The organism is Dictyobacter alpinus, assembly GCF_003967575.1.
Classification (GTDB): Bacteria; Chloroflexota; Ktedonobacteria; order Ktedonobacterales; family Ktedonobacteraceae; genus Dictyobacter; species Dictyobacter alpinus.
Map to the genome: position 1 here is coordinate 3,087,616 of NZ_BIFT01000002.1, position 19,229 is coordinate 3,106,844.

At 52.7% G+C, this 19,229-nt stretch carries 21 protein-coding genes and 2 pseudogenes; 10 read left to right on the forward strand and 13 right to left on the reverse strand.

Annotation, left to right across the window (positions count from 1 at the left end):
• Positions 1 to 157 precede the first annotated feature (157 nt).
• The 6 genes from EL633_RS34925 to EL633_RS34945 all read left to right on the forward strand — a co-directional run bounded on the left by EL633_RS34925 (position 158) and on the right by EL633_RS34945 (position 4,347).
• A complete protein-coding gene (locus tag EL633_RS34925; protein WP_126631819.1) occupies positions 158 to 460 on the forward strand; it encodes a putative quinol monooxygenase in 303 nt (100 codons plus the stop codon).
• 687 nt (positions 461 to 1,147) lie between these two features.
• Positions 1,148 to 1,396 carry an SDR family oxidoreductase gene (locus EL633_RS37385; protein ID WP_218027647.1) on the forward strand — a complete coding sequence of 83 codons (249 nt, stop codon included), beginning with the start codon at positions 1,148 to 1,150 and terminating at the stop codon, positions 1,394 to 1,396.
• On the forward strand, positions 1,356 to 1,742 hold the full coding sequence (locus EL633_RS34930; RefSeq protein WP_218027648.1) for an NmrA family NAD(P)-binding protein: 387 nt from the start codon (positions 1,356 to 1,358) through the stop codon (positions 1,740 to 1,742). The genes EL633_RS37385 and EL633_RS34930 overlap by 41 nt, the downstream gene beginning before the upstream one ends.
• 196 nt (positions 1,743 to 1,938) lie before the next feature.
• Positions 1,939 to 2,709, forward strand: coding sequence for an SDR family oxidoreductase (locus tag EL633_RS34935; RefSeq protein WP_126631820.1), 771 nt, complete (start codon positions 1,939 to 1,941; stop codon positions 2,707 to 2,709).
• Positions 2,710 to 2,742: 33 nt separating this feature from the next.
• Entirely contained in the window at positions 2,743 to 3,138 is a 396-nt protein-coding gene (locus EL633_RS34940; protein ID WP_126631821.1) for a hypothetical protein, read from the forward strand.
• A gap of 429 nt (positions 3,139 to 3,567) precedes the next feature.
• The gene (locus EL633_RS34945; protein ID WP_126631822.1) at positions 3,568 to 4,347 is read left to right on the forward strand and encodes a hypothetical protein; all 780 of its coding nucleotides are present in this window, start codon (positions 3,568 to 3,570) and stop codon (positions 4,345 to 4,347) included.
• Between the two features lie 163 nt (positions 4,348 to 4,510).
• Here EL633_RS34945 and EL633_RS34950 read toward each other — a convergent pair whose 3' ends face one another.
• The 5 genes from EL633_RS34950 to EL633_RS34970 form a co-directional block, all read right to left on the reverse strand.
• Positions 4,511 to 5,371, reverse strand: coding sequence for an RNA polymerase sigma-70 factor (locus tag EL633_RS34950; protein WP_126631823.1), 861 nt, complete (start codon positions 5,369 to 5,371; stop codon positions 4,511 to 4,513).
• A 249-nt stretch (positions 5,372 to 5,620) separates the two neighbouring features.
• A complete protein-coding gene (locus EL633_RS34955; protein WP_246039324.1) occupies positions 5,621 to 6,079 on the reverse strand; it encodes an SDR family oxidoreductase in 459 nt (152 codons plus the stop codon).
• A gap of 558 nt (positions 6,080 to 6,637) precedes the next feature.
• Positions 6,638 to 7,687 (reverse strand): F0F1 ATP synthase subunit beta, encoded by a 1,050-nt coding sequence (locus EL633_RS34960; RefSeq protein WP_126631824.1) that lies wholly within the window; start codon positions 7,685 to 7,687, stop codon positions 6,638 to 6,640.
• Positions 7,684 to 8,886, reverse strand: a complete 1,203-nt coding sequence (locus tag EL633_RS34965; protein ID WP_126631825.1) for a sigma-70 family RNA polymerase sigma factor — start codon at positions 8,884 to 8,886, stop codon at positions 7,684 to 7,686. Before EL633_RS34965 ends, EL633_RS34960 begins: the two co-directional genes overlap by 4 nt.
• 285 nt (positions 8,887 to 9,171) lie before the next feature.
• On the reverse strand, positions 9,172 to 9,456 hold the full coding sequence (locus EL633_RS34970; RefSeq protein ID WP_126631826.1) for a hypothetical protein: 285 nt from the start codon (positions 9,454 to 9,456) through the stop codon (positions 9,172 to 9,174).
• 81 nt (positions 9,457 to 9,537) lie between these two features.
• Here EL633_RS34970 and EL633_RS37990 point away from each other — a divergent pair.
• Both EL633_RS37990 and EL633_RS37995 read left to right on the forward strand, forming a co-directional pair.
• Positions 9,538 to 9,825: pseudogene (locus tag EL633_RS37990) on the forward strand (tyrosine-type recombinase/integrase); the annotation flags it as partial.
• A 40-nt stretch (positions 9,826 to 9,865) separates the two neighbouring features.
• Positions 9,866 to 10,132 (forward strand): annotated as a pseudogene (locus EL633_RS37995) (tyrosine-type recombinase/integrase); the annotation flags it as partial.
• A gap of 456 nt (positions 10,133 to 10,588) precedes the next feature.
• On the opposite strand, the gene EL633_RS34985 reads toward EL633_RS37995, so the two are convergent.
• The 7 genes from EL633_RS34985 to EL633_RS35015 form a co-directional block, all read right to left on the reverse strand.
• A complete protein-coding gene (locus tag EL633_RS34985) occupies positions 10,589 to 10,942 on the reverse strand; it encodes an MFS transporter (protein ID WP_126631829.1) in 354 nt (117 codons plus the stop codon).
• Positions 10,943 to 10,980: 38 nt separating this feature from the next.
• Positions 10,981 to 12,276: a glycosyltransferase gene (locus EL633_RS34990; RefSeq protein WP_126631830.1), complete on the reverse strand. Its 1,296-nt coding sequence runs from the start codon at positions 12,274 to 12,276 to the stop codon at positions 10,981 to 10,983.
• A 56-nt stretch (positions 12,277 to 12,332) separates the two neighbouring features.
• Positions 12,333 to 13,232 carry a DUF4013 domain-containing protein gene (locus EL633_RS34995; protein ID WP_126631831.1) on the reverse strand — a complete coding sequence of 300 codons (900 nt, stop codon included), beginning with the start codon at positions 13,230 to 13,232 and terminating at the stop codon, positions 12,333 to 12,335.
• A 12-nt stretch (positions 13,233 to 13,244) separates the two neighbouring features.
• A complete protein-coding gene (locus tag EL633_RS35000; protein WP_126631832.1) occupies positions 13,245 to 13,871 on the reverse strand; it encodes a TetR/AcrR family transcriptional regulator in 627 nt (208 codons plus the stop codon).
• A 251-nt stretch (positions 13,872 to 14,122) separates the two neighbouring features.
• The gene (locus EL633_RS37750) at positions 14,123 to 14,449 is read right to left on the reverse strand and encodes a transposase (protein WP_307720629.1); all 327 of its coding nucleotides are present in this window, start codon (positions 14,447 to 14,449) and stop codon (positions 14,123 to 14,125) included.
• Positions 14,380 to 15,693 carry an ISL3 family transposase gene (locus EL633_RS35005; protein WP_246039325.1) on the reverse strand — a complete coding sequence of 438 codons (1,314 nt, stop codon included), beginning with the start codon at positions 15,691 to 15,693 and terminating at the stop codon, positions 14,380 to 14,382. The genes EL633_RS37750 and EL633_RS35005 overlap by 70 nt, the downstream gene beginning before the upstream one ends.
• 532 nt (positions 15,694 to 16,225) lie before the next feature.
• Positions 16,226 to 16,957, reverse strand: coding sequence for an SDR family oxidoreductase (locus EL633_RS35015; RefSeq protein WP_126631833.1), 732 nt, complete (start codon positions 16,955 to 16,957; stop codon positions 16,226 to 16,228).
• Positions 16,958 to 17,546: 589 nt separating this feature from the next.
• Here EL633_RS35015 and EL633_RS35020 point away from each other — a divergent pair.
• Together EL633_RS35020 and EL633_RS35025 are read left to right on the forward strand one after the other, a co-directional pair.
• Positions 17,547 to 17,777: a hypothetical protein gene (locus EL633_RS35020; RefSeq protein ID WP_174845196.1), complete on the forward strand. Its 231-nt coding sequence runs from the start codon at positions 17,547 to 17,549 to the stop codon at positions 17,775 to 17,777.
• 72 nt (positions 17,778 to 17,849) lie between these two features.
• The gene (locus EL633_RS35025; protein WP_126631834.1) at positions 17,850 to 18,779 is read left to right on the forward strand and encodes an NmrA family NAD(P)-binding protein; all 930 of its coding nucleotides are present in this window, start codon (positions 17,850 to 17,852) and stop codon (positions 18,777 to 18,779) included.
• A gap of 8 nt (positions 18,780 to 18,787) precedes the next feature.
• Here EL633_RS35025 and EL633_RS35030 read toward each other — a convergent pair whose 3' ends face one another.
• On the reverse strand, positions 18,788 to 18,997 hold the full coding sequence (locus EL633_RS35030; protein WP_246039326.1) for a hypothetical protein: 210 nt from the start codon (positions 18,995 to 18,997) through the stop codon (positions 18,788 to 18,790).
• Positions 18,998 to 19,229 lie beyond the last annotated feature (232 nt).

Below are 19,229 nucleotides of genomic sequence, written 5' to 3' on the forward strand. Positions count from 1 at the left end.
TGAGGGGGCTAATAAGTGTTTCGCCCTTGAATGAGCTAGAATGCTGAAGTTCTGGCAAGGCTGGCTCCTGTGTGCGTCGCAGGCTCCCAGAAAGTGAATTAGTACATGTATCAATTTCCAAGCAGGGCGCTGATACAAAAAGCAAAAGGAGAGACATATGGTTACTGTAGGATTTCTCATTCAATTTGAGGCAAAGCCAGGAAAAGAGGCGGATGTTGAGCAAGAGCTCAAAAAAGCGTTGGCGGTCGTCCAGAAGGAGCCAGCAACAATCGCCTGGTTTGCGGCCCGCATGGGACACTCGAAGTACGTTGTTTTCGACGTTTTTCCAGATGAAGAAGGGAGACAAGCCCACTTCAATGCCAACGCGGCGGCGTTGCAAGCGGCAGGTTCCGAACTGTTTGTGGAAGGATCATTGGTCTTGGAGCGGGTTGATATTCTGGCGGCCAAGCTTCCTGAGTAGGGATGGCAAAGATTGTAAGGTAGACAGCAAAACAGGTAAGAGTAAAGTGAAAATGATGACAGCTGGTACTACAGTTGGAGTTAAGAAGTGTTGAGAATGAGTTGCCGTTTGTAATGAGAGGCTTTCGCCACAGCTTGATGATGACGGCGAAATCAGGACCAAGCGATGACGTGAGCGTGCATGGTCACCTTCTGCTGGACCAAGGACCATGCCAGGTCTATTCCTCCCTTCAGGTAAACTGAAGAGGATCAGCCAGAATTTGCAGCTTGTGTTGGATCTTGAATCTCTCCAGGCTGCAACTTCTGAAGGGTGGTATCTGGACTTTTTTCCCTGTTCTGCGTTGGCTTGGCCCTGCATCAACGTTGCCCTGATTGGGCCGCTAGCGCGAGCGTGATACGCTGATACCATCCTGTTCTCATCACCAGTGACCATCCCAATTGCCCAGGAATCAGTACCAGCCTCTTCCTGGTTCCCAGAAACGGACTTCTTTGCTCAAACCTCTGACTCACCAATCTATTATGGGCAAAATCAGGCCGAAAAGCTGTCCCACAAAGAGCCACTCATCCCTCTTTAGATATGATGACGGTATGATTGATTCTCATAGTCATGCCCCTCTTGAAAGAATATACAGAAAAATGGTTCATGTGCAACCAAGAGAGTTTTTTCTCTCAATGAAAGGAGTTTTCTATGATTCTGATTACTGGCGCGACAGGAAATGTTGGGCGTGAGGTCGTGGACCTGTTACGAGAGAGCGGTGAAAAGGTGATCGCTGTCACTCGCCATCCATCCACTGCTACTTTCCCCAATGGCACTGATGTCTTTCTTGGAGATGCCTCCCGTCCGCACACCCTCATATCCATCCTCAAGGGTGTAAAGACGATTTTTATTAGTCCCCGTGCCCTCGGCGATAGCACAGCAGGGAGCGCGACAGCGTGACATCGCTGCCGTCAGTGCACAAGCGTCGCTAGATCCTATCCACGCGGGACATACGTATGTGCTCACCGGTCTCCAATCGCTGAGTCAACGTGATAAAGTTGACCTGATCAGCCGAGCCATTGGGAAACCGGTGCGTTGGGAAGAAGTCCCACCCCAGCAGTTTCGCCAGGCCATGCTTGCCCAGGGGGTACCCGAGGATGTCCCTGAGAGGATCATTGGCTTCTGGTCTAGTCTGAGCAGCCAGCAAACGATGCCCATTTCACCCGCTGTGGAGCAGATCCTGGGTCGCCCTGCCCTTACCTTCGCGGAATGGGCAAGCGAACACGCTGCTGCCTTCTGGAACTAACCTTTCAACCCGACCAGAGTTCAAGCAAAATGTTCTTTTAATACCTCTTTCCTATAGATCGCAGCCACTTTATTAGCAGTTCTCTGTTAAGTCAGGATACTGAAGTTTAGCAAGCTATGCTGAGATCTATAAAGAGATATTGCAAGAACGCATGAATAAAACAGAGAGAACCATTTTTAGACGAAAAGGAATAATCATGACAGAAACGCTTATTGGGAAGCAGGCCGTCGTAACTGGAGGAACCAGTGGTATTGGGGCCGCGATTGTGCAGTATCTGCAGGAAGAGGGTGCGACAGTGCTCACCTGTGCTCGCTCCTCCCAGGAGACCCTTCCAGCTGGAGTGTTGTTTGTGCAAACTGACCTCGCCACGGCCGAGGGGACGCAACACCTGGCTGAACAGGCGCTGAACATGCTTGGCTCCATCGATATTCTGGTCAACAACGCTGCTGCAACACAACATCTGTTCCACGCTGGTGGGTTGATGACCATCGAGGATACAGCATGGGAGCAGGCTCTCAACGTCAATCTGCTCTCGTCAGTTCGGCTAGACAAGGCGCTCCTGCCAGGTATGCTTGAGCGTCATTCAGGCTCCATTATCCACATTTCTTCGGGGACCGCACGCTTGCCGATGCCTGCGATGTTGCACTACGCAGCCTCCAAGGCTGCGCTCACGACCTATAGCAAAGGGCTCGCGCTTGAAGTTGCTTCACGAGGAGTACGTGTCAATATGGCTACCCTCGGAATGGTCGAGACCCCCGGGCTTGACAAAGATCAGCAAGATATTGCTCAAGCCAGGGGAATTGATATCGCCGCGGCGCGTCAGGCTGCTCTGCATCGAATTCCGCTCGGCCGGTTTGGACAACCGCGTGACATTGCGGAGCTAGTAGGATTCCTCGTGTCAGATCGAGCATTATGGATGACTGGAAGCAACGTTGTTATCGATGGTGGTTTGATGCCAGCCGTCTAATAGAGACGCAGCAATAAAGGAGAGGAGACTTCTATGAAGAGAGTACGTCTTGTGCGAATTCTTTCCACAATCGCAACCGTGATTACCGCAGCTTTGGGGATAGGGACCTATACCCATGTGAATTTTACCAATATGCATATTCTTTTTGGGCTTCTTGTTGCTTTCATGCTGTTGCTCCTATCGCTTCTAGCAACCTTTACTCGTGAGTTAAGAGGACTGGGAGCAATAGGGATTGTGTACGCCGTCGTCATGCCGTTATTGGGTGTCAAGCAACAACTGATTCTGGTAGGCGACCTGCACTGGCTCATTGAAACAACCCATTTAGCCGTGGGATTTGGTGCACTGGCACTCATTGGAGTCATTGGTGAGCGCTTGGCACACCGCAAGACAGTGATGAGTAAGGACACGTTTTCCTCTGAGACCGCCTGAGCGGCGAATAGAGAGCGGAAATGATTGGCTGAACTCGGTAGAACCCATCAGATGACCCCCACATTCTAGCACGTCAGTGCTCCCTTCTCACGAGGCACTAGCTAGTCCCGCTAAGTCCCGCCGGAGGCGCTGTTGGATAACCGCTATGCTCGCTCTGGCCGATGGTGGCGTGAAGAACTGGCGACGCTTGCGCTTGCCCCTTGGAGCACGGGGTACGCTCGGAGGGGCTTCGGCGCGGCTTGTATCATCGTACGAGTATTCAGATAAGTAATTACGTCGGCGTTAATACAAGTGGACGGTGGAGCTCATTGATCGCTTCCTGCTCGAAAAGGCGGATGAACAGGTACGCATTATGCAGGCTCAAGGTCAGCGCATCCTGTGTCTCTGGGATGGAAGTGTAAAAGTGAAAAGCTCGAAGGGTTGTGTCCCGTGCCCTTCAGTAAAGCGAAGCGGCGTCAGCGCACCAAGCGCGGATTGATGTTCAATTGGCCTGCCCCTTGCCCAGTGCGGGTGATGGGGATGCAGTGGAATGCAGATCTCATTGCTGGCATGTATGGCCCCGTGCATTTGGCAGTCACCAGGTTGTGGTCAACCAAAGGCGTCTTTTGCACCAAGCTCAGAAAGTTGGAAGAAGAGGGATTGCGCATCTGTGTTAGGAAATGGGGACCGTTGCTGGTCCATGTGTTTGATCGTGGCTATGCCTCGGGGTATTGGCTCGGCGTCCCGGCGACCTACCGAAGCCGTTTTATCATCCGCTGGATCAAAAATCATCACGTGATCACTAATGAGCCTGTGTACACAGAAGCGCAGGCATGGGAGATCTTTTTCAGTTATCGGAGGAGATGGCAAATTGAGCTGAGCTTCCGCTATGCCAAATGTGAGCTGGCCTTGAAATGTCCTCGCTTATGGTCGCTGGAGGCTCGACTCAAATTGCTGGGAATGGTCATGCTTGTCTATGCGTTCCTGCTCTCGTTGCTTGATCCCAAGCATCACGAACTGGTGCAAGCCCTCTTACGCTTCCGCTGTCCTCGAACCGGAAAGCGATGCCAGCAGGTGCAGGCACCGCTCTATCGGCTCCGGTGGGCACTCAGTCGACTCTGGAGCGATTATCGTCCTCGGTTCAGCTGTTTTCTCCCACCGGCTGATGATCTCCTTGCGGTTGGTTCGCTCATCCGAGATCTTGAGCGGTTTCAGAAAAATTGGGGATGACTCATAGATTGAATGATCCTTTTTGGGACAACTTTCCTTTGGGACAACTTTCCTATCTGATTGTGCTACCCGAGCACATTTGACTCACCGACAAATGTAACAATCTTTTGCGCAAGGAGAACCGGTTGATCTTCTGGTACGCACGTGCGTGTCCCAATACTCGTCAGACTCGTGTGAGTTTTTCTGGATTAGCAATGATCCGAATCTCCTGAATCTGCCCTTGCGCTATATCCATCGCTATGACGTTCCAGGCCAGATCATCGACGCGACCCACCAGCGCCATCCCACCGTTGACTTCCCTGAGCTCGAAACGAATGCTCTCGGGCCAGAAGTGCTTCGATCTCAAGCAGAGACGAACCACATGTTCACGTCCATAAATGGGACGCAAGGTGGCAGTTCTGGCCTTTCCACCTCCATCTGCCCACAGAACGACATTTGTAGAAAGCAGATTCGCCAGAGCAGTCATGTCTCCGCTCTGTACGGCCTCCAGGAAGCTGGTAAGCAGTTGTTGGTGTGTTTCGGGCACTGGTGAGAAACGTGGTCGCCGCTCGATCAGGTGTTGCTTCGCCCGACTGAAGGAGCGGCGGCAGGCTGTTTCCGTTTTCCCAAGGATGCCCGCAATCTCCACAAACTCGTACTCGAAGACTTCGCGTAGCAGAAAGACTGCTCGCTCGAATGGCTGAAGTTGCTCCAGAAGTACCAGAAAGGCCAGTGAGATGGACTCTTCTGTTTCAACACGCGTTTCGGGATCGGCAGCTTCGGGCATGTCTTCTGTGAGAATGGGTTCTGGTAACCAGGGGCCGATGTAGAGTTCTCGCTTCCTGCGCGCGAGCTGGAGCTGATCCATGCACAAGCGCACCAGAATCGTGGTCAGATAGGCCTTGAGCGAGTGAATAGTCTGTGATGACGCAGTCTGATAACGTATATACGTCTCTTGCACCATATCCTCGGCATCCATAGCACTTCCAAGCATGCGATAGGCGATAGAAAAAAGATAAGGCCGATAGGCTTCGAAAGATTCCACGTTGTTTCCTCCTGGAAACGACTCTTGAGCAGAGCTGTTCTCTCCTTATATGAGGATTGCTTCACATTGAGGTCATTCTCTTGTCTGCGATCATCATAAAGAAAGAGCGTTGACTATCTGATGTTGCCCGCTCAGTTCCCGGACAGATATCCTGTGTCAACCTGTCCGGGAACTGAGCGGGCAGTTAGTTCAAAGTTGGTTTCCCCTAGCGGGGCGTTTTTTTTCACGAGCTACCCAACGATATTCGTATCAGTTTCGGAAGGCGGCAGCGTGAACCATAGCGTTCGACGCGAAGTCAGTGCAGCGCAGAATAGTCCACTGCAAGCGAGAGGCTTTGGCTGCCTCCTCAACTGCTCTGAAGGCGTCGGAGAAGTGCTGATAGCCACCGCCGTACTCCACGGTCACTGCTGATAGGGCAACGACACGTTGCGCCCCCTGCTCGGCTACCAGCTTCAGCAGTTCAGCGGTCGCAGCCCCAGCCGTGCTATCTCCCAGGGCGCGTGGGCTAATGAAAATCGTCTTCACGCCGCGTAGCAGTGGTGCCAGGGTTTGTGGATGGGAGGGATCGCCAACCACCACATGAACACCATCGGGCAATGTGGCAGTGGCGGGATGGCGGGTGACCGCCACTACTTCTTCACCTTTAGAGAGTAGCAGGTTCACGACTTCACGCCCGACGTTTCCTCTCGCTCCGGTAACCAGAATCATTGTAAGCTCCTTCTATCTGTAGAGGAAACTCTACGATGGTTGAATGTCAAGGATTTCATGTTCTTTCTCTAAGGAGAGACATGGATGAGATGACCAATTATGTGGTCGTCACATAGAAAGAGGGTTGAGCCATTCTGTTTGGGACAGCTTTCCTGGCAATTTCGCCCCATTACTTTGTCAAACTTCAATTGGCGACGCGTTCTTCCACAGCCCCATGCGTCGATCATCAATCCTACATGACCCACCTTAAGGTTCGACAAGACATTTTTATCTACATTGCGCAATTTTACAATAGAAAGTGGCTTCATTCAGTATTAGGCTACTCAGTCTACCTTACACCCAGATTGTGTCCCTGCCCAGTTTTCGTGGAGTCTCCACTGATAGTGGTGCCCCGCTAACTGGTGAAATTGGGGAAAAGGCTTGAAAAAAATGACGCATCTTGGCATGATGTTCTTATGCAAAAAAGTACAGCAAAGCCGATGGACGTGTCCCGCAAGAGGCATCGGCATCGGTCATGGCACGCCACGACGAATGGATGGGAGGGCCACCTTCAATTTTTTACGCTTCGATCTCCCCCACGAACTTGAACTTTTCGATAGGCATCTCGTCATAGCGCCCGTTGAGCAGGTCACGGAAGCTCTGGATGGTCTGTTCGCGCATCAGGTAGGTGCCGGGAATTTCGGTGTAGGCTTCGGTGACGAAGAAGGGTTGCGTGAAGAAGAGGTTGATCTTCTCGCCACGTGCCAGGATTTGCCGCTCTTCTGCGTTGAGCGACGAATGATTGGCGCGGTCGCGCAACTCATGATAGCGTTGCAGCGTTTCACGCACACCTTGAGCAACTTGTTGATGCTCGGCTGGAACCGTCTCGCTGGTCAACAGATGTGAGTTGGAGGCGATAGGATCGATCGCGGGCCATAGATATTCCCGGGCTCGTGCCTGGCTGAACCAGAGTTGTGCGTCGAGTTCGGCGAGCAGGGCACGATCTTGCGGCTGGTGCTGATCGTCTACCGGCACAAGGACCAGCGTGGTGATGCCGCTCATATTGGCAAATTGGCGCACATCAGCCATGATAGCCTTACTAATGACCTGACTATCGATCAGCAGCAGGACCTCGCGTCCGTTCTCGGCAAAGTGAGTGGCAGCCGTCATTGCGGCGTGCAGGAGGCGCTGACGTACGGCCTGATCTTCGGTTATTTGCTCGAAAAACATCGTAATCCGATCTTCAAGCTCGCTTTCGCGTACCATCTCGTAGAGGCTGCTGGCATTATAGGTCGTCTCGCGCATCCCGGCGATGATTCCGATGGCTTGGCACTTGGTGAAGAGATGCTGCATGATCTCTTCGGTCACAACCTCCTTGCCCACCCCGTAGCCTGCGATCAAGCCAACGACGCCACCATGGGCTAGGGGAGCCATCAGGTCAATGGTTTTGATGCCTGTTTCCAAGAGGCGCGTGGGCGTGCTGGCTGTTTTGTTCAACACCTCTGGCGTGGCGAGTGGTACGCGTGTGACATTTTCTAGTGTCTCTTTCTTATCAATCGGTTCACCGTTCGCATTGAAAACGCGTCCCAGAATGGCGTCACCGACAGGCAACGTGAGAGCAGTATTCATGAGCGTTCAGTCCTTTCTTGTAACACAGCAACAATTGCTGTGTGTCCTCTGGAGATGGCCCAGGCAATGGGCGTCTTACCCGTTTGATCGCGCAATTGTGGATTCGCGCCGTGAGCAAGCAGGAGATGCACAATTTCGCTGTGACCTTTGAGTGCGGCCCAGTGCAAAGGCGTGCGCCCGTGCTGGCTCTGACAATCGACGGTTGCGCTACGCTTAAGTAACAAACGCCCCATCTCTATGCCATCGTTCATCGCGGCAAGGTGCAGAGCCGTCAAGCCGTTATCCATCGGCAATGCGACGTCGGCATCGTGCGCGAGCAGGATGGCGGCGCTGGTAGAGCAGCGATACATCACCGCGCCATGCAAAGGCGTCATACCTCCGCCTGTGCGTGCATCAACGTGCGCGCCATAGGCCAGCAGTAATGTGGTCACTTGCGCATGGTCGTGCATCGCGGCTTCGTGAAGTGCAGTAATGCCCGTCGGGAGAAACACGGCTGGGCGTATGCCGGCCTCGTTGCGTCCCATCTTCATGTTCAGCAAATAGGGACTCTGATCCAGCAGTGTCTTCACCGCGTCCAGATCGCCGACGCGCGCGGCAATCAGCAAACGAATGTTCGCCGGAAGTGTATTAACGAGCGATGGGCGCTGCTCCTGCAAGACATCGCGCATCATATCGATCAGTTCGTCTTTGAGCTGCTGGCGAGCATCGTAGAGCCGTTTCTTGATCGTGGTCACGGGGACTTCCAGAAAGGCTCCGATCTCTTTCAGTGCGTAGCCTGTGCCATAGAAGAGCAGCACGACCAGGCGTTGACGTTCGGGCAGCGCGTTGATGGCGTTGCGTACCTGGTGATGCACGTCGCGAGTATCAATCAGCTCGCTCAGATCTGGCTCGATTCCCGGTACCGATGCCGCGGCTTCCAGAGAACTGCTTGCCAGGCGCTTGCCGCGCGTCAGCCGATCCACCTGCTTGAAAATAATGAGGCGAAACCAGCTCAGAAAAGCCGCCGGTTCGCGGAGCTTCTCTAGCGTCAGATACACCTCGATGAACGCCTCTTGCGTGGCATCTTCGGCGAGTTGCCAATCTCCGAGCATGGCGTACGCGCTGGCGCAAGCCATGTCCTGAAAACGCTCGATCAGCGTGTTGAAGGCCTCCTTATCCTCATGCTGAGCCGCTCTCACCAGCGTATCGAGTGCTTCCATCGTCCTGTCCTTACCTTTCCATGTCGTTTACTTCTTCTAGAGAAAAGTCCCAATCTAGAGGAAAAAGGATACTGAAAAATTTGCCACCTCCACCTGTAAATTACAATTTGGTGAGGCAGATGTTTGATCGTTGGTTGCGGTAGGAGCCGAGGCGGTAAACAGGCGAGACGGACTACTTTCACCTGTTTCCTCCTTGAAAAACTCATCTGCCTCCGCTCGGAGACATCGGTGTGCTATACTGCTAACGCCTGCAAAAACAGGTGAAAAAACATGCTGAGTTCCTCGCTACCCGCTCCTTCTCCCGAAGCCGTCTTCACGCTCTGGCTGGAGGAACTCCAGGCGGGTGATCGAGCCAGTGGAACCATCCGTTGCTACCGCAGCGCTGTGGAGGGGTTTCTTGTGTGGTACCGAGAGGTCGAGCAGCGTCCGTGACAACTTGCGGCCCTTACCCCTATGACCATCGTCGGCTATCGGAATTTTCTCCAACACACCCAACGCCGAGCCACCAGTACGGTGAATGGACATCTCAGCGCGCTGCGAGCCTGGTGCGCTTGGCTCACCACAGAACATTACCTGGAAGCGAATCCCGCCCGCCGCATCAAGCTGGTGGGGTGATAAGCGGCGTCATCACGCGAGGGTCTCAATGAGAACGAGGTCGATGCCCTGTTACGTCAGGCCCAGAGGAGTCGTGAAGGGAAGCGCAATTACGCCATTGTGCAAGTCCTTCTCCAAACTGGTTTGCGCTTGGATGAATGCAGTCATGTGCTGCTCTCTGATATCGATATCAGAGAGCGCAACGGGTCCGTGATTGTGCGCCAGGGCAAAGGCAACAAGGCCCGGACCGTCCCGCTCAATGTGTCCGCGCGCCTGGCCCTGGCCGCATACCTGGAGCCGCGCTTCCAATGTGACCCTACCGTGAAAGCCGTGGCCTCGGCGTGATTCGAGGGAAGCAGAACTTCCCCTCTGGCAGAGCCAAAAGCATGGGAGACTCACCACTTCGGCGATGCGACAAATGATCGATGTGCTGGTCCGCGATGCTGGACTGGCCCCGGCTCAGGCCAGCGCACATACCTTGCGTCATACGTTCGCGCGCAATTATTTAAGCGAGTACCCCGGCGACGTGGTAGAATTGGCAACGCTCCTGGGGCATACGTCCCTCGACACGACCAGAATCTACAGCCAACCTACGGTTGAGCAACTAGCCGTGCGCGTGGAAGGACTGCGACAAAACGCCTATGAGGATTAAATTCCTGTCCAGTGTGTGGCTCTGGAGCTGCTTCTGCCATAAGTCAGGCGGCAAAGCGTTTGTCAGCAGAAGGACCATTTCCCCACTTGCGGTCCTTAGCATCTGGTTTTCGCTGAGCGGAGGCCGAGTGGACTGGCTTCTAAACAGAAGAAATCTTCTGCATGTTTTACTCGTTTCCCCTATGTCCTATTTTACGCGTATCTCGGCGTTGGGTCTAGAACGGAAATGGATTGGCTTTGAATGTCGCGTTGGTGATATCAATATTTGTCAGTTCCATAATCTTGTTCTCCTTGTTTTACTGTTTGGCGTAACGATTATCTTTTGCTACCTCTACCTGAGGGGTAGCGATGGTATCTTCTCCTTGAGATGCGGGTGCATCCCGTAAGAACACTGCCACGACCAGGCTGAGCAGGCTGAGGCAGAACGTGATGACGAATGCCTGATGAATGCTGCTCGCTAATGCCTGCCGTACGATCTCAAAAAGATGGTCGAGTAGCGACGTCGGGACAAGCCCTTTCTGTACAATGTTCTGGCGAGCATTGAGCCTAGCAGAAAGATTAATACTCTTCCAATGAAAAACCATTTGCGACCAAAAAGATCGGATAACTTGCCCGCGATGGGAATCGTGGTGGTCGAGGCCAGCAGATAGATGGTTACCAGCCAGCCGTACAGGCTAAAGCCGTGCAGGTCCGCGATAATACGTGGCGTGGCTCGATCGTCGATCGAGCCATCGATGGCCGCCATCAGCAGGGTGGTAAAGAGCGCGCTAATGGTTGCCACGAGCGGCCAACCACGCAAGCGAGCTGACACCGTGTTTGCGCTCTCTGTGGCGCTGTCTCGTGTTGTGCTCACCTGGGTAATCCGGTGCTTCGTGGAGCGGAAAAACTTTTATTCTGGCTCTGCTCGATGATCTCAACTGCTCGCTCAACGCCGTTCTCGGTGCGGATACGCTGACCAAGTGTGGCCGCCTTCTCACGCATCGCGTTATCGTTCATGGCCTGCTCAATAGCATGTGTGAGCCTGTCGGCGGTGAGCTTTTTGCGCGGGATCGGTTGAGGTCCAACGCCGAGCTGGTGGACGCGCTGACCCCAGAATGGCTGGTCGGCGAAGAAGGGGACGATGATCGAGGTAACCCCTGCCGCCAGTCCCGCTGCTGTGGTACCGACGCCACCATGATGGACGACCGCCGCCATACGTGGGAAGAGCCAGCTATGGGGGATCGACTGCGTCATATACACATTCGCGGGCAACTGCTCTTTTTTGAGGCCGCCCCAGCCTTCGTAGACCACGCCGCGCTGGCCGGTGCGCTCCAATGCGTGCAGGACCAGGTCCGCTGTCTCTTCTGGCTTGCTATTAGTCATGCTGCCGAAGCCGATATAGATCGGTGCAGGACCCGCTTGCAGGAATTGCACAAGCTCGACGGGTGGCTCCCAGCCCTCGGATGGTTCGAGAAACCAGTAGCCAGTGACGTGTTGCGATGCATCCCAATCGTGAGGTTGTGGAATGACATGTTTGCTATAGCCGTAGAGTGTTGGTTGCTTGCTTTTGCGTAAAGCGGAGAAGGGTCCCCAGAACGAGGAGGGTTGCAAGTGCAGAGCCTGCGTGCGGACCTTCGTATCCCCTCCACGGAACGATTGCCACATCATCTGTTGCGCGATATGGTGGGATGGCTTGTTAAGCCAGCGGGTCAGTGGAGACTGCGGCAGGGGCGTCAGCGCGCTGGGAAACTCGCTGGTCGGATGGAAAGGAACCAGGTAAGCGAGCAGGAGTGGGATGTTGAGATACTCCGAGAGCGAGGCGCCGCTAGCGATGCCACTGAGTCCACCCAGCAAAAGATCTGAACCTTCGCAGGCACGGATGCTGGCCTCAACGGCCTGTACGGCCTGCTTTTCGGATGCTTCCCCCATACGTGCTAGAACGGTTAGCATGTTCCCTTGGTCTAAGAGCCCTTGCATCTCTCTGGCGGCAGCCTCAGCACTACCGCCAGTCGAAAAAGCCTCCAGGCCATACTCGGTGATCAGTGATTGAAAATCGTCCGAAGTCAGGACGCGAACAGCGTGACCTGCATCCTTCAAGCCCTTGCCCAGCGCTACATAAGGCTGCACGTCACCACGGCTCCCTCCTGCAATAATAGTAATCTGCATAAAGTGTGTACTCCTGTCTTTATTTGTACGGTTGAACGATAGTCCGTATGTCTGTACTACACTGCTGTTGGTGTCTCTGAAAAAGAGACATTGTTTGATGTTGTCGTGCTGTTTATTGATGCGATCCCGATCTGCATTCCATAGCGGGCAAAGAGATACCCCATTGCTAGCGAGCAGACGACAATGGTGAATAAGCCAGGCAGGACCAGCAAGACCAGGCCCAGGCAGCTTACAAGGAGCGTGATGACTCCCAGCAGGAATAGATTGAGTATGAGTATACTAGTGGTGGAGCGGTGCTGGAGAAGAAGCGTGATACTAGTCGTTGGTGAGAAGAGTCCCCGTTGCATGATCGCCTGACGTACTCCTCCCAGACCCAGCCCGATCACAGAGATGAGCAGGGTGAGTATAACGTACAGCGCGATAGCTGCAGCGTTTGGTCTGCTAAAGTTCGCATCTGACACAACAGCTTGCAAGACAAAGATGGCCAGAATCATCACGAAAAGCGGTACGATCTTTGCGAAGATGGAACCAGGTTTTGGTGGCTGCTTGAGTGCGGCTCCCGTTTGTGGCTGCTTGCGGCTGCTCATGAGTAAGCTTCCAACGATGGCAATCAGAGGGATGCCGATAGAGAGGATAATGCTCAATGTACCCATGCTGCCGGTGTCCACACGTAGACCAATTGTGCTCATCCCTATGATGGCTCCGGTTATAATGATGGGCAGGCAGTAGAGGAGTCCAGCCATGATCATGCGCAGGCCATTGCCGAGTGCTTGTTGCCAGCGTATTGGTGGCAGATTGGCCTCTCCGGCGTAGACCGCACGCACGATCTCGAGGCGATAGCCAAGGAGCATAAGCTGACCGATAACAGGAATCAATTGCAGCAGTGTCAGAGCGAGAAGGCGGCGAGTCCAGCCCGTCCCCTGAAAAGGATAACGTAATGCCTGTGTCGGGATCATTTTTCATTTCTCCTACAATGGTTCTTTTTTTATGCCGTTGACAATCAGTGAGGCAAGCGTATCAGGCAACGTATCCCATTGTGCTTCGAGCGTTTGATCGCCCATGCTCTGTTCTAGCAACAGGCCAAGGATCATCCCTGCAATGGCACGTATTGTCAGATCGGTATTCTGTGGTGAGATCATGCCTTGCTCTGACCAGTGGCGCAGGTATGCTTCACCTCCTTGCAGCATCGGTCCCAGCACTTGTTGATGAAACCGTTCGCGTAGCTCCTGATTGACCAGAATCTCCGAGACAATCACTTTAAAGAGTTCGAAATTATCTTTTTTGAAGGCCATCAATGGCTGGTGGATAAAGGCCTTCATAACGCTATGAATGTCTGCATCGGGTTCTAGCAAAAAGCTCATATCCTGTTGAGCTTGCGTTCTTTGGGGCTCAAGGATGCCAAGCAAGAGCGCCGTCTTATTTTCGAAGTATTTATAGATCGTTCCATCCGCCAGATCAGCCTCGCGCGCGATATCTTTAATGGTCGTCGCATGGAAGCCTTTCTGCGCGAACACCTTGATCGCCGCATCGAGGATCTGGGCGCGCCGGGCGGCAGCCAATTGCTCTTGTAGGGACGCTTTCACGGGATCTTTCATAAGCCTGCCTTCTTCATGTGAGTGAATGATCGTTCATTATGAATGATTGTTCACTCATTATAATAGAGAGATGCCAGGCTGTCAAGGCTTGTGATACCATTCGACCAACATTGGTTATGAGTGTAGCAAGACAGGTTTTCAGTGTTGTTTGACACATATCTGGCTCTGGCACAACTTTGGTGATTTCTGCCTGGTTGTTTTCGCACTCAGAACATATGTAAAACTCGTTGGCGGAGCAAATGAAAGCCAGCCTAGCCATACACCATCCGTTTGATCAGTTTCATTTTCGTTACTTGGCCCTCTACTGGTCCATTGTTGATAGAACGTGTCAGCCTTGATTGGACAGCAGCCTTATCAAGTTCCACACCTCTCGCAAAACGTTGGAGTTCAGGAATCTGGCTTTGCATGACGTGCTCTATCCAGGTCTCCAATCGTTCTCCTTCGCTATGCCGAAGCATCTGCCAAAAATCTTGCAAAAAGCGATAAGTCATATCAAGGGTTGAGTGCGCTAAGCGAAAGGCATCGAGATCTTGCCTCTCAATTTCATTGAGTGTCTTAGTATCCGTACAAATAACCAGACTGCCGTGTTTGAAGTGTAATAAGGCAGACGAGAATGTCCAGCAGAAAACAAAATGTCTGTATTTTTCAATGTTTCTAGAAACCGATAGCCCATACGTTCGGAGCCCCTAAATCCTTGAGGTGTGATTTCACGCCATAACGGTCGGCCATTGTGCTCGCCTTGCCGCCATCGTTTCAGCACATAGGGCGCGTGTTGGTCAAAATCGCTCTGCTGTTTTCGACGCGGTCTCGTATCAGGAGCAACCTCTTTATGAAGCCAATCCCGTACCGTTTGTGCTTTCATCCCAAGATGGTTCGCAATTTCTTGCGATGTCATCTTTTGCTCAGAGAGGATCATTACGTGTTGATAACGGTCTTGTCGCTCTGCACGTCGTGTGGCAACGGTTTGTTTGACACTCGCTTCTTGCGCTGGACGCAATTCCTCAATAGGAAGAGAGACCGTTGCCTTTGTCAGTTCAGAAACATCTTTCTCCTGTCCGTATCCTTTCATCTCTGGCAGGACACGGGCAAGAAGATTTTGGACTGCTTCTGTCATGTTTTTGGCGATGTGAAAACGGTCGGCTACCTGCACCGCTTGAGGCGCTCCTTGAGAGGCTGCCGATGCATACTCACTTCCTCGATCACGGCTCACGATGGTAATTTCTGGATGAGAACGCATCCATGCAGCAACTGTTTCGACCAGACGATTGGGCAAGACATTGCAAATCTGATGGGTTTCCAGATCAACAAGGACCATCCCAAATGTTCTGCCACGCCGAAAGGGGAAATCATCAACTCCAAGTACTGGAATGGTCTGAGGCGTCTGAGTTGGAATCTCCATGACTCGTCTGACAATCGTCGTTCGCGATGTTTGAATGCCAAGACGAGTTGCAAGGTGCTGCCTCAATCTTCCACCAGTTGAAAGTCCAATGGCTTGGATAGTCGAACAGAGTCGCTGGCTCATTTGAGCCCAGGGAGCCACGAGATGGGGGAGCCGTTCAGTGAAGATTTTCCGGAGACAATCTCCACGATTGCAGAAGAACCTGCGCACATGCAAGACGATTTGTCCTTGATGTCCTATGCAAGGAAGTTCAGAAACGACACGGAAGTATTGACTATGAATGCGCGTTGCTGGTTGTTGACACAGAGGACAGATCGAAACATCAGCCGTAGCTTGCACATGAAAAACGAAGTGATCATTGACCACTTCCATTTTTCTCAGTTGTAACCCCTCGCCAAGAGAGAGGATGTGAGATTCTTCCATTTCTGAATAGGCATCTTTCTCTTTTTTACATGTAGAACGATGCTTTCAGGTAATTGTATCAAGCAAACTTACAATGATCACCAAAGTTGTGCCAGAGCCGAGATATGCGTCAAACAACAGAGAACCACACCTGGGGTATGTCTACAGTGCGCCATCTCTCTCTTCTACGTGCTGAAAAATTTGTACAAACGACACAAAGGCAGTTCCATCCAACATGGACACGATTTGAGTTGCGGATTGCCCCTCTATTTGTACCGGGTGTTCATTGAACGGCATGAGGGGAACGCTGGAGTACCGGGTGTTCTGAGGGGAACGCTGGAGTACCGGGTGTTCATTGAACGGCATGAGGGGAACGCTGGAGTACAGTGTGCTCCTGGCGAGGGGCCGCGCTCTGGTTTACCTTGCCATTATACCATTGGCAGGAAAATGAGGCACAGTCCCCTGCCATCTGGTTCAGTCTTTCGGTAGGGAACGACTGTACTCTTTGATGCATGGCCTCTTACCAGATGGAAAACTGCGTGTCTATGCGTCTTTACAACAGGCTTTGACCACCATCAATTGCATAGGTTGATCCAGTGATGGCAGTGTTTAGCATCAAGTGAACAGCCAGTTTGGCTACATCCTCGGGTTGCACCACGCGATGAATAGGGAGTGTCCGTTCTAATTCTTCCCGACGTGCCTGCAACCCCTCGCCAAGCAGAGCAGCCGATAAGGGAGTATCGACGAATCCGCAGGCAATGGTGTTCACCCGAGTGGGAGCCAGTTCCAAAGCGAGGTTCTTTGTCAGCGTCCCTGTGGCATGGCCAGCGATTGAGGTCACACTGAGGCCGAGAGCTGGCCGCTGAATCAGCGTTCCGCTGAGAAAGATCAATGAGCCAGCAGGAACCATATGCGGCCCAGCGTACCGTGCTATATATAGTATCGACAAAATACGGTTATCAATGTAGCGACGCGCCTCTGAGAAGTTCATCTGTACAAGCGGTGCATAGAAAGGATTGCCCGCCGCGAGGAGAACATGGTCAATCCTCCCAATATGTTCGAAGAACGTTCTGACGGCCCCTTCGTCGGCGACATCAAAGATGGCCGTCCGAGCCGAACCTCCCAGTGCGTGGGAGGCTGCCTCAAGCTTGTGCACATCACGAGCGACGAGCACAAGCTTGGCACCCTGTGCGTCAGCGAGACGTGCCGTTTCAAGGCCAATACCCGAACTGCCTCCGAGGACGATAACTTGTTTCTCGTGGAGCGTCCCCTCACATCGTTCCATTGGTGTTCCTCCTACTTATGAATAGTGCTTTTGCGGCGAGGCCATTCCCATCATCCACTCATCAAGATGAAGCTTCTCTAGCACAACTCTTGCTCCTAAAAAGAAAAACATAGCCCTCAATCATGTATGCTCACTATACCGTCACCAATGGTGCCATAGTGGTATCCTTCTTCATGGTTTTTCTCATACGGGATGTAACAGTAATCTTCTCTTCCTCCAGTAAGGACACGATGCGTCAGTCGAAAGGTAACACCAACTGGTTTCCTGATCTTCTGAATCACCGATGACCAGATTTGTATAAGATACCTTTAATAGAGAGCGCCCGTATTAGAGTTGAAGGGTGAGAAGATATTTCCTGAGTAATGCAGTGCTCGAGAAAACTTCCTCAAAAGTCGGATGGCACGAGTGTTTGGTATGGTTGGTATATCACTCCAACGGCTTCTATTCTAGCGCATCATGAAAGGATGAGAGGGGGGAACAGATGGACGATCTACTAACCCAAGTCATTGCCGCACATGGCGGCCTTGATCGTTGGAATACATTCAAGAGGGCGACTGCTACGGTCATCACCGGTGGGGGGGTGTGGCCGATGAAGGGTCTCGAGCAGGATCCCAATCCCCGTGAGGAGACAATCACGCTTCATGAGGAAACTGCGTCCGTCAGCCCATTCGGCCAGATGGACTGGCACACCGCTTTCACACCCGATCGTATCGCGATCGAAACCACCACGGGGGGCGTTGTCAGCGAGCGCCTCCATCCAAAGGCGTCTTTCGCTGGCCATGTGATGAACACACCATGGGATCCGCTTCAGCGTGCCTAACGCTCGCATATCTAGACTGCACCTTAGCCACCCATAGCGATTGAGCATACTCATAAATAAAGAGGCATGACAATGAAATCTACAGATGACAGCATGACTCTTGTGACCGGGGCAGCCGGTAGTCTTGGTTCGATCGGTCGCAACCTCACTGCGTTATTGCTCTCCCGAGGACATAAGGTACGCGCCCTGGTGCGGCGCGAGGATGAGCGTGCCGAGGCTTTGCGCCGACTCGGAGCCGAAGTTGTGCAAGGAGATTTGACAGATCTTACCTCGATGCACCGCGCGATCGAAGGCTGTGCGCGCATGTATTTCGGCATGTCCGTCTCCCCGACGTATCTGGAAGCCACGGTCAACACCGCCGCCGTGGCGCGCCACCATGGTGTCGAGGCGTTTGTGAATATGTCGCAAATGACGGTCTCGCAGATGAGCATCACCGAGACCACAGACAGCCAGCAGCAAAAATTGCACTGGCTAGCGGAGCAAGCCCTCTCATGGTCGGGACTGCCAGTCGTTACGGTCCGACCAACGGTCTTCCTTGAAAATTTCTTCCTGCTTCTCGCTGCTACGAGTGTACGGGAAGCCAACGAGTTGGCATTGCCGATGGGCGAAGGCAAGACCTCACCAATCTCGGCGGTCGACGTAGCACGCGCCGTAGCTGTCATCCTTGATGACCCGGCTCCCTATATTGGTCACAGTTACAATCTCACCGGTTTTGAGTCTGCAGATCTCAATCATTATGCGTACCTCTTCTCCAGGGCACTCGGTCGGACGATTCGCTATCGCAATGTACCCCTCGCCACATGGACCGATCAACTTCGTGAGGCAGGGTTGCCTCCATATCTCGTCAACCATTTTGGGGTAATGGCAGAACTGCACGAACAGGGACGTTACGACCGCATGACGGACGATTTTTTCAAGCTCACTGGCGAGAGGCCAACGAATGTGCACGACTTTGTAAAGCTGCATGCCGCCGAATTTACGCGGCGTGAAATTACACATTGACGGAGTTCTTAGCCGAAGCGTTTGCGTAAGCGCGGTAAGATCTCTTTGGCATAGATCTGTAGGAAGCGTGACTGATCTTCGCCTGGAGCGTGAAAGATCAGGTGTGTAAAGCCAAGTTCGATGTAGGGGCGAATCTGTTCGACGTGCTCATCAGGATCACTGGAGGCAATCCAGCGGCGATGAGCCTGATCGGCAACCGCTTCTGCTCGTTTTTCCATATGGTAATATACTGCCTTCTCCATCTCACCAGTAAGACTAACTCATATGGTTGGGGAGATGTCATCCTTCATGCTACAACTGCATGAAGGATGATGTTTGTAGATAGTCTCCAGCTCATCCTTTTTTGAATCTATTATTTGTAAACGCGAAAATGAAATGATCACATTTTTTCGTGGTGGCCTGGAGAGAAGGAGGAAGGGGGGAAACGGGAGAGAAAGCTTGTGGGGCGAG

Coding starts and splice junctions, on each gene's coding strand:
- EL633_RS34925 (WP_126631819.1), top strand. CDS start 158: ATGGTTACTGTAGGATTTCTCATTCAATTTGAGGCAAAGCCAGGAAAA.
- EL633_RS37385 (WP_218027647.1), top strand. CDS start 1,148: ATGATTCTGATTACTGGCGCGACAGGAAATGTTGGGCGTGAGGTCGTG.
- EL633_RS34935 (WP_126631820.1), top strand. CDS start 1,939: ATGACAGAAACGCTTATTGGGAAGCAGGCCGTCGTAACTGGAGGAACC.
- EL633_RS34940 (WP_126631821.1), top strand. CDS start 2,743: ATGAAGAGAGTACGTCTTGTGCGAATTCTTTCCACAATCGCAACCGTG.
- EL633_RS34955 (WP_246039324.1), bottom strand. CDS start 6,079: ATGATTCTGGTTACCGGAGCGAGAGGAAACGTCGGGCGTGAAGTCGTG.
- EL633_RS34960 (WP_126631824.1), bottom strand. CDS start 7,687: ATGAATACTGCTCTCACGTTGCCTGTCGGTGACGCCATTCTGGGACGC.
- EL633_RS34965 (WP_126631825.1), bottom strand. CDS start 8,886: ATGGAAGCACTCGATACGCTGGTGAGAGCGGCTCAGCATGAGGATAAG.
- EL633_RS34970 (WP_126631826.1), bottom strand. CDS start 9,456: ATGTTCTGTGGTGAGCCAAGCGCACCAGGCTCGCAGCGCGCTGAGATG.
- EL633_RS34990 (WP_126631830.1), bottom strand. CDS start 12,276: ATGCAGATTACTATTATTGCAGGAGGGAGCCGTGGTGACGTGCAGCCT.
- EL633_RS34995 (WP_126631831.1), bottom strand. CDS start 13,232: ATGATCCCGACACAGGCATTACGTTATCCTTTTCAGGGGACGGGCTGG.
- EL633_RS35000 (WP_126631832.1), bottom strand. CDS start 13,871: ATGAAAGATCCCGTGAAAGCGTCCCTACAAGAGCAATTGGCTGCCGCC.
- EL633_RS35005 (WP_246039325.1), bottom strand. CDS start 15,693: ATGGAAGAATCTCACATCCTCTCTCTTGGCGAGGGGTTACAACTGAGA.
- EL633_RS35015 (WP_126631833.1), bottom strand. CDS start 16,957: ATGGAACGATGTGAGGGGACGCTCCACGAGAAACAAGTTATCGTCCTC.
- EL633_RS35020 (WP_174845196.1), top strand. CDS start 17,547: ATGAAGGGTCTCGAGCAGGATCCCAATCCCCGTGAGGAGACAATCACG.
- EL633_RS35025 (WP_126631834.1), top strand. CDS start 17,850: ATGAAATCTACAGATGACAGCATGACTCTTGTGACCGGGGCAGCCGGT.
- EL633_RS35030 (WP_246039326.1), bottom strand. CDS start 18,997: ATGGAAAAACGAGCAGAAGCGGTTGCCGATCAGGCTCATCGCCGCTGG.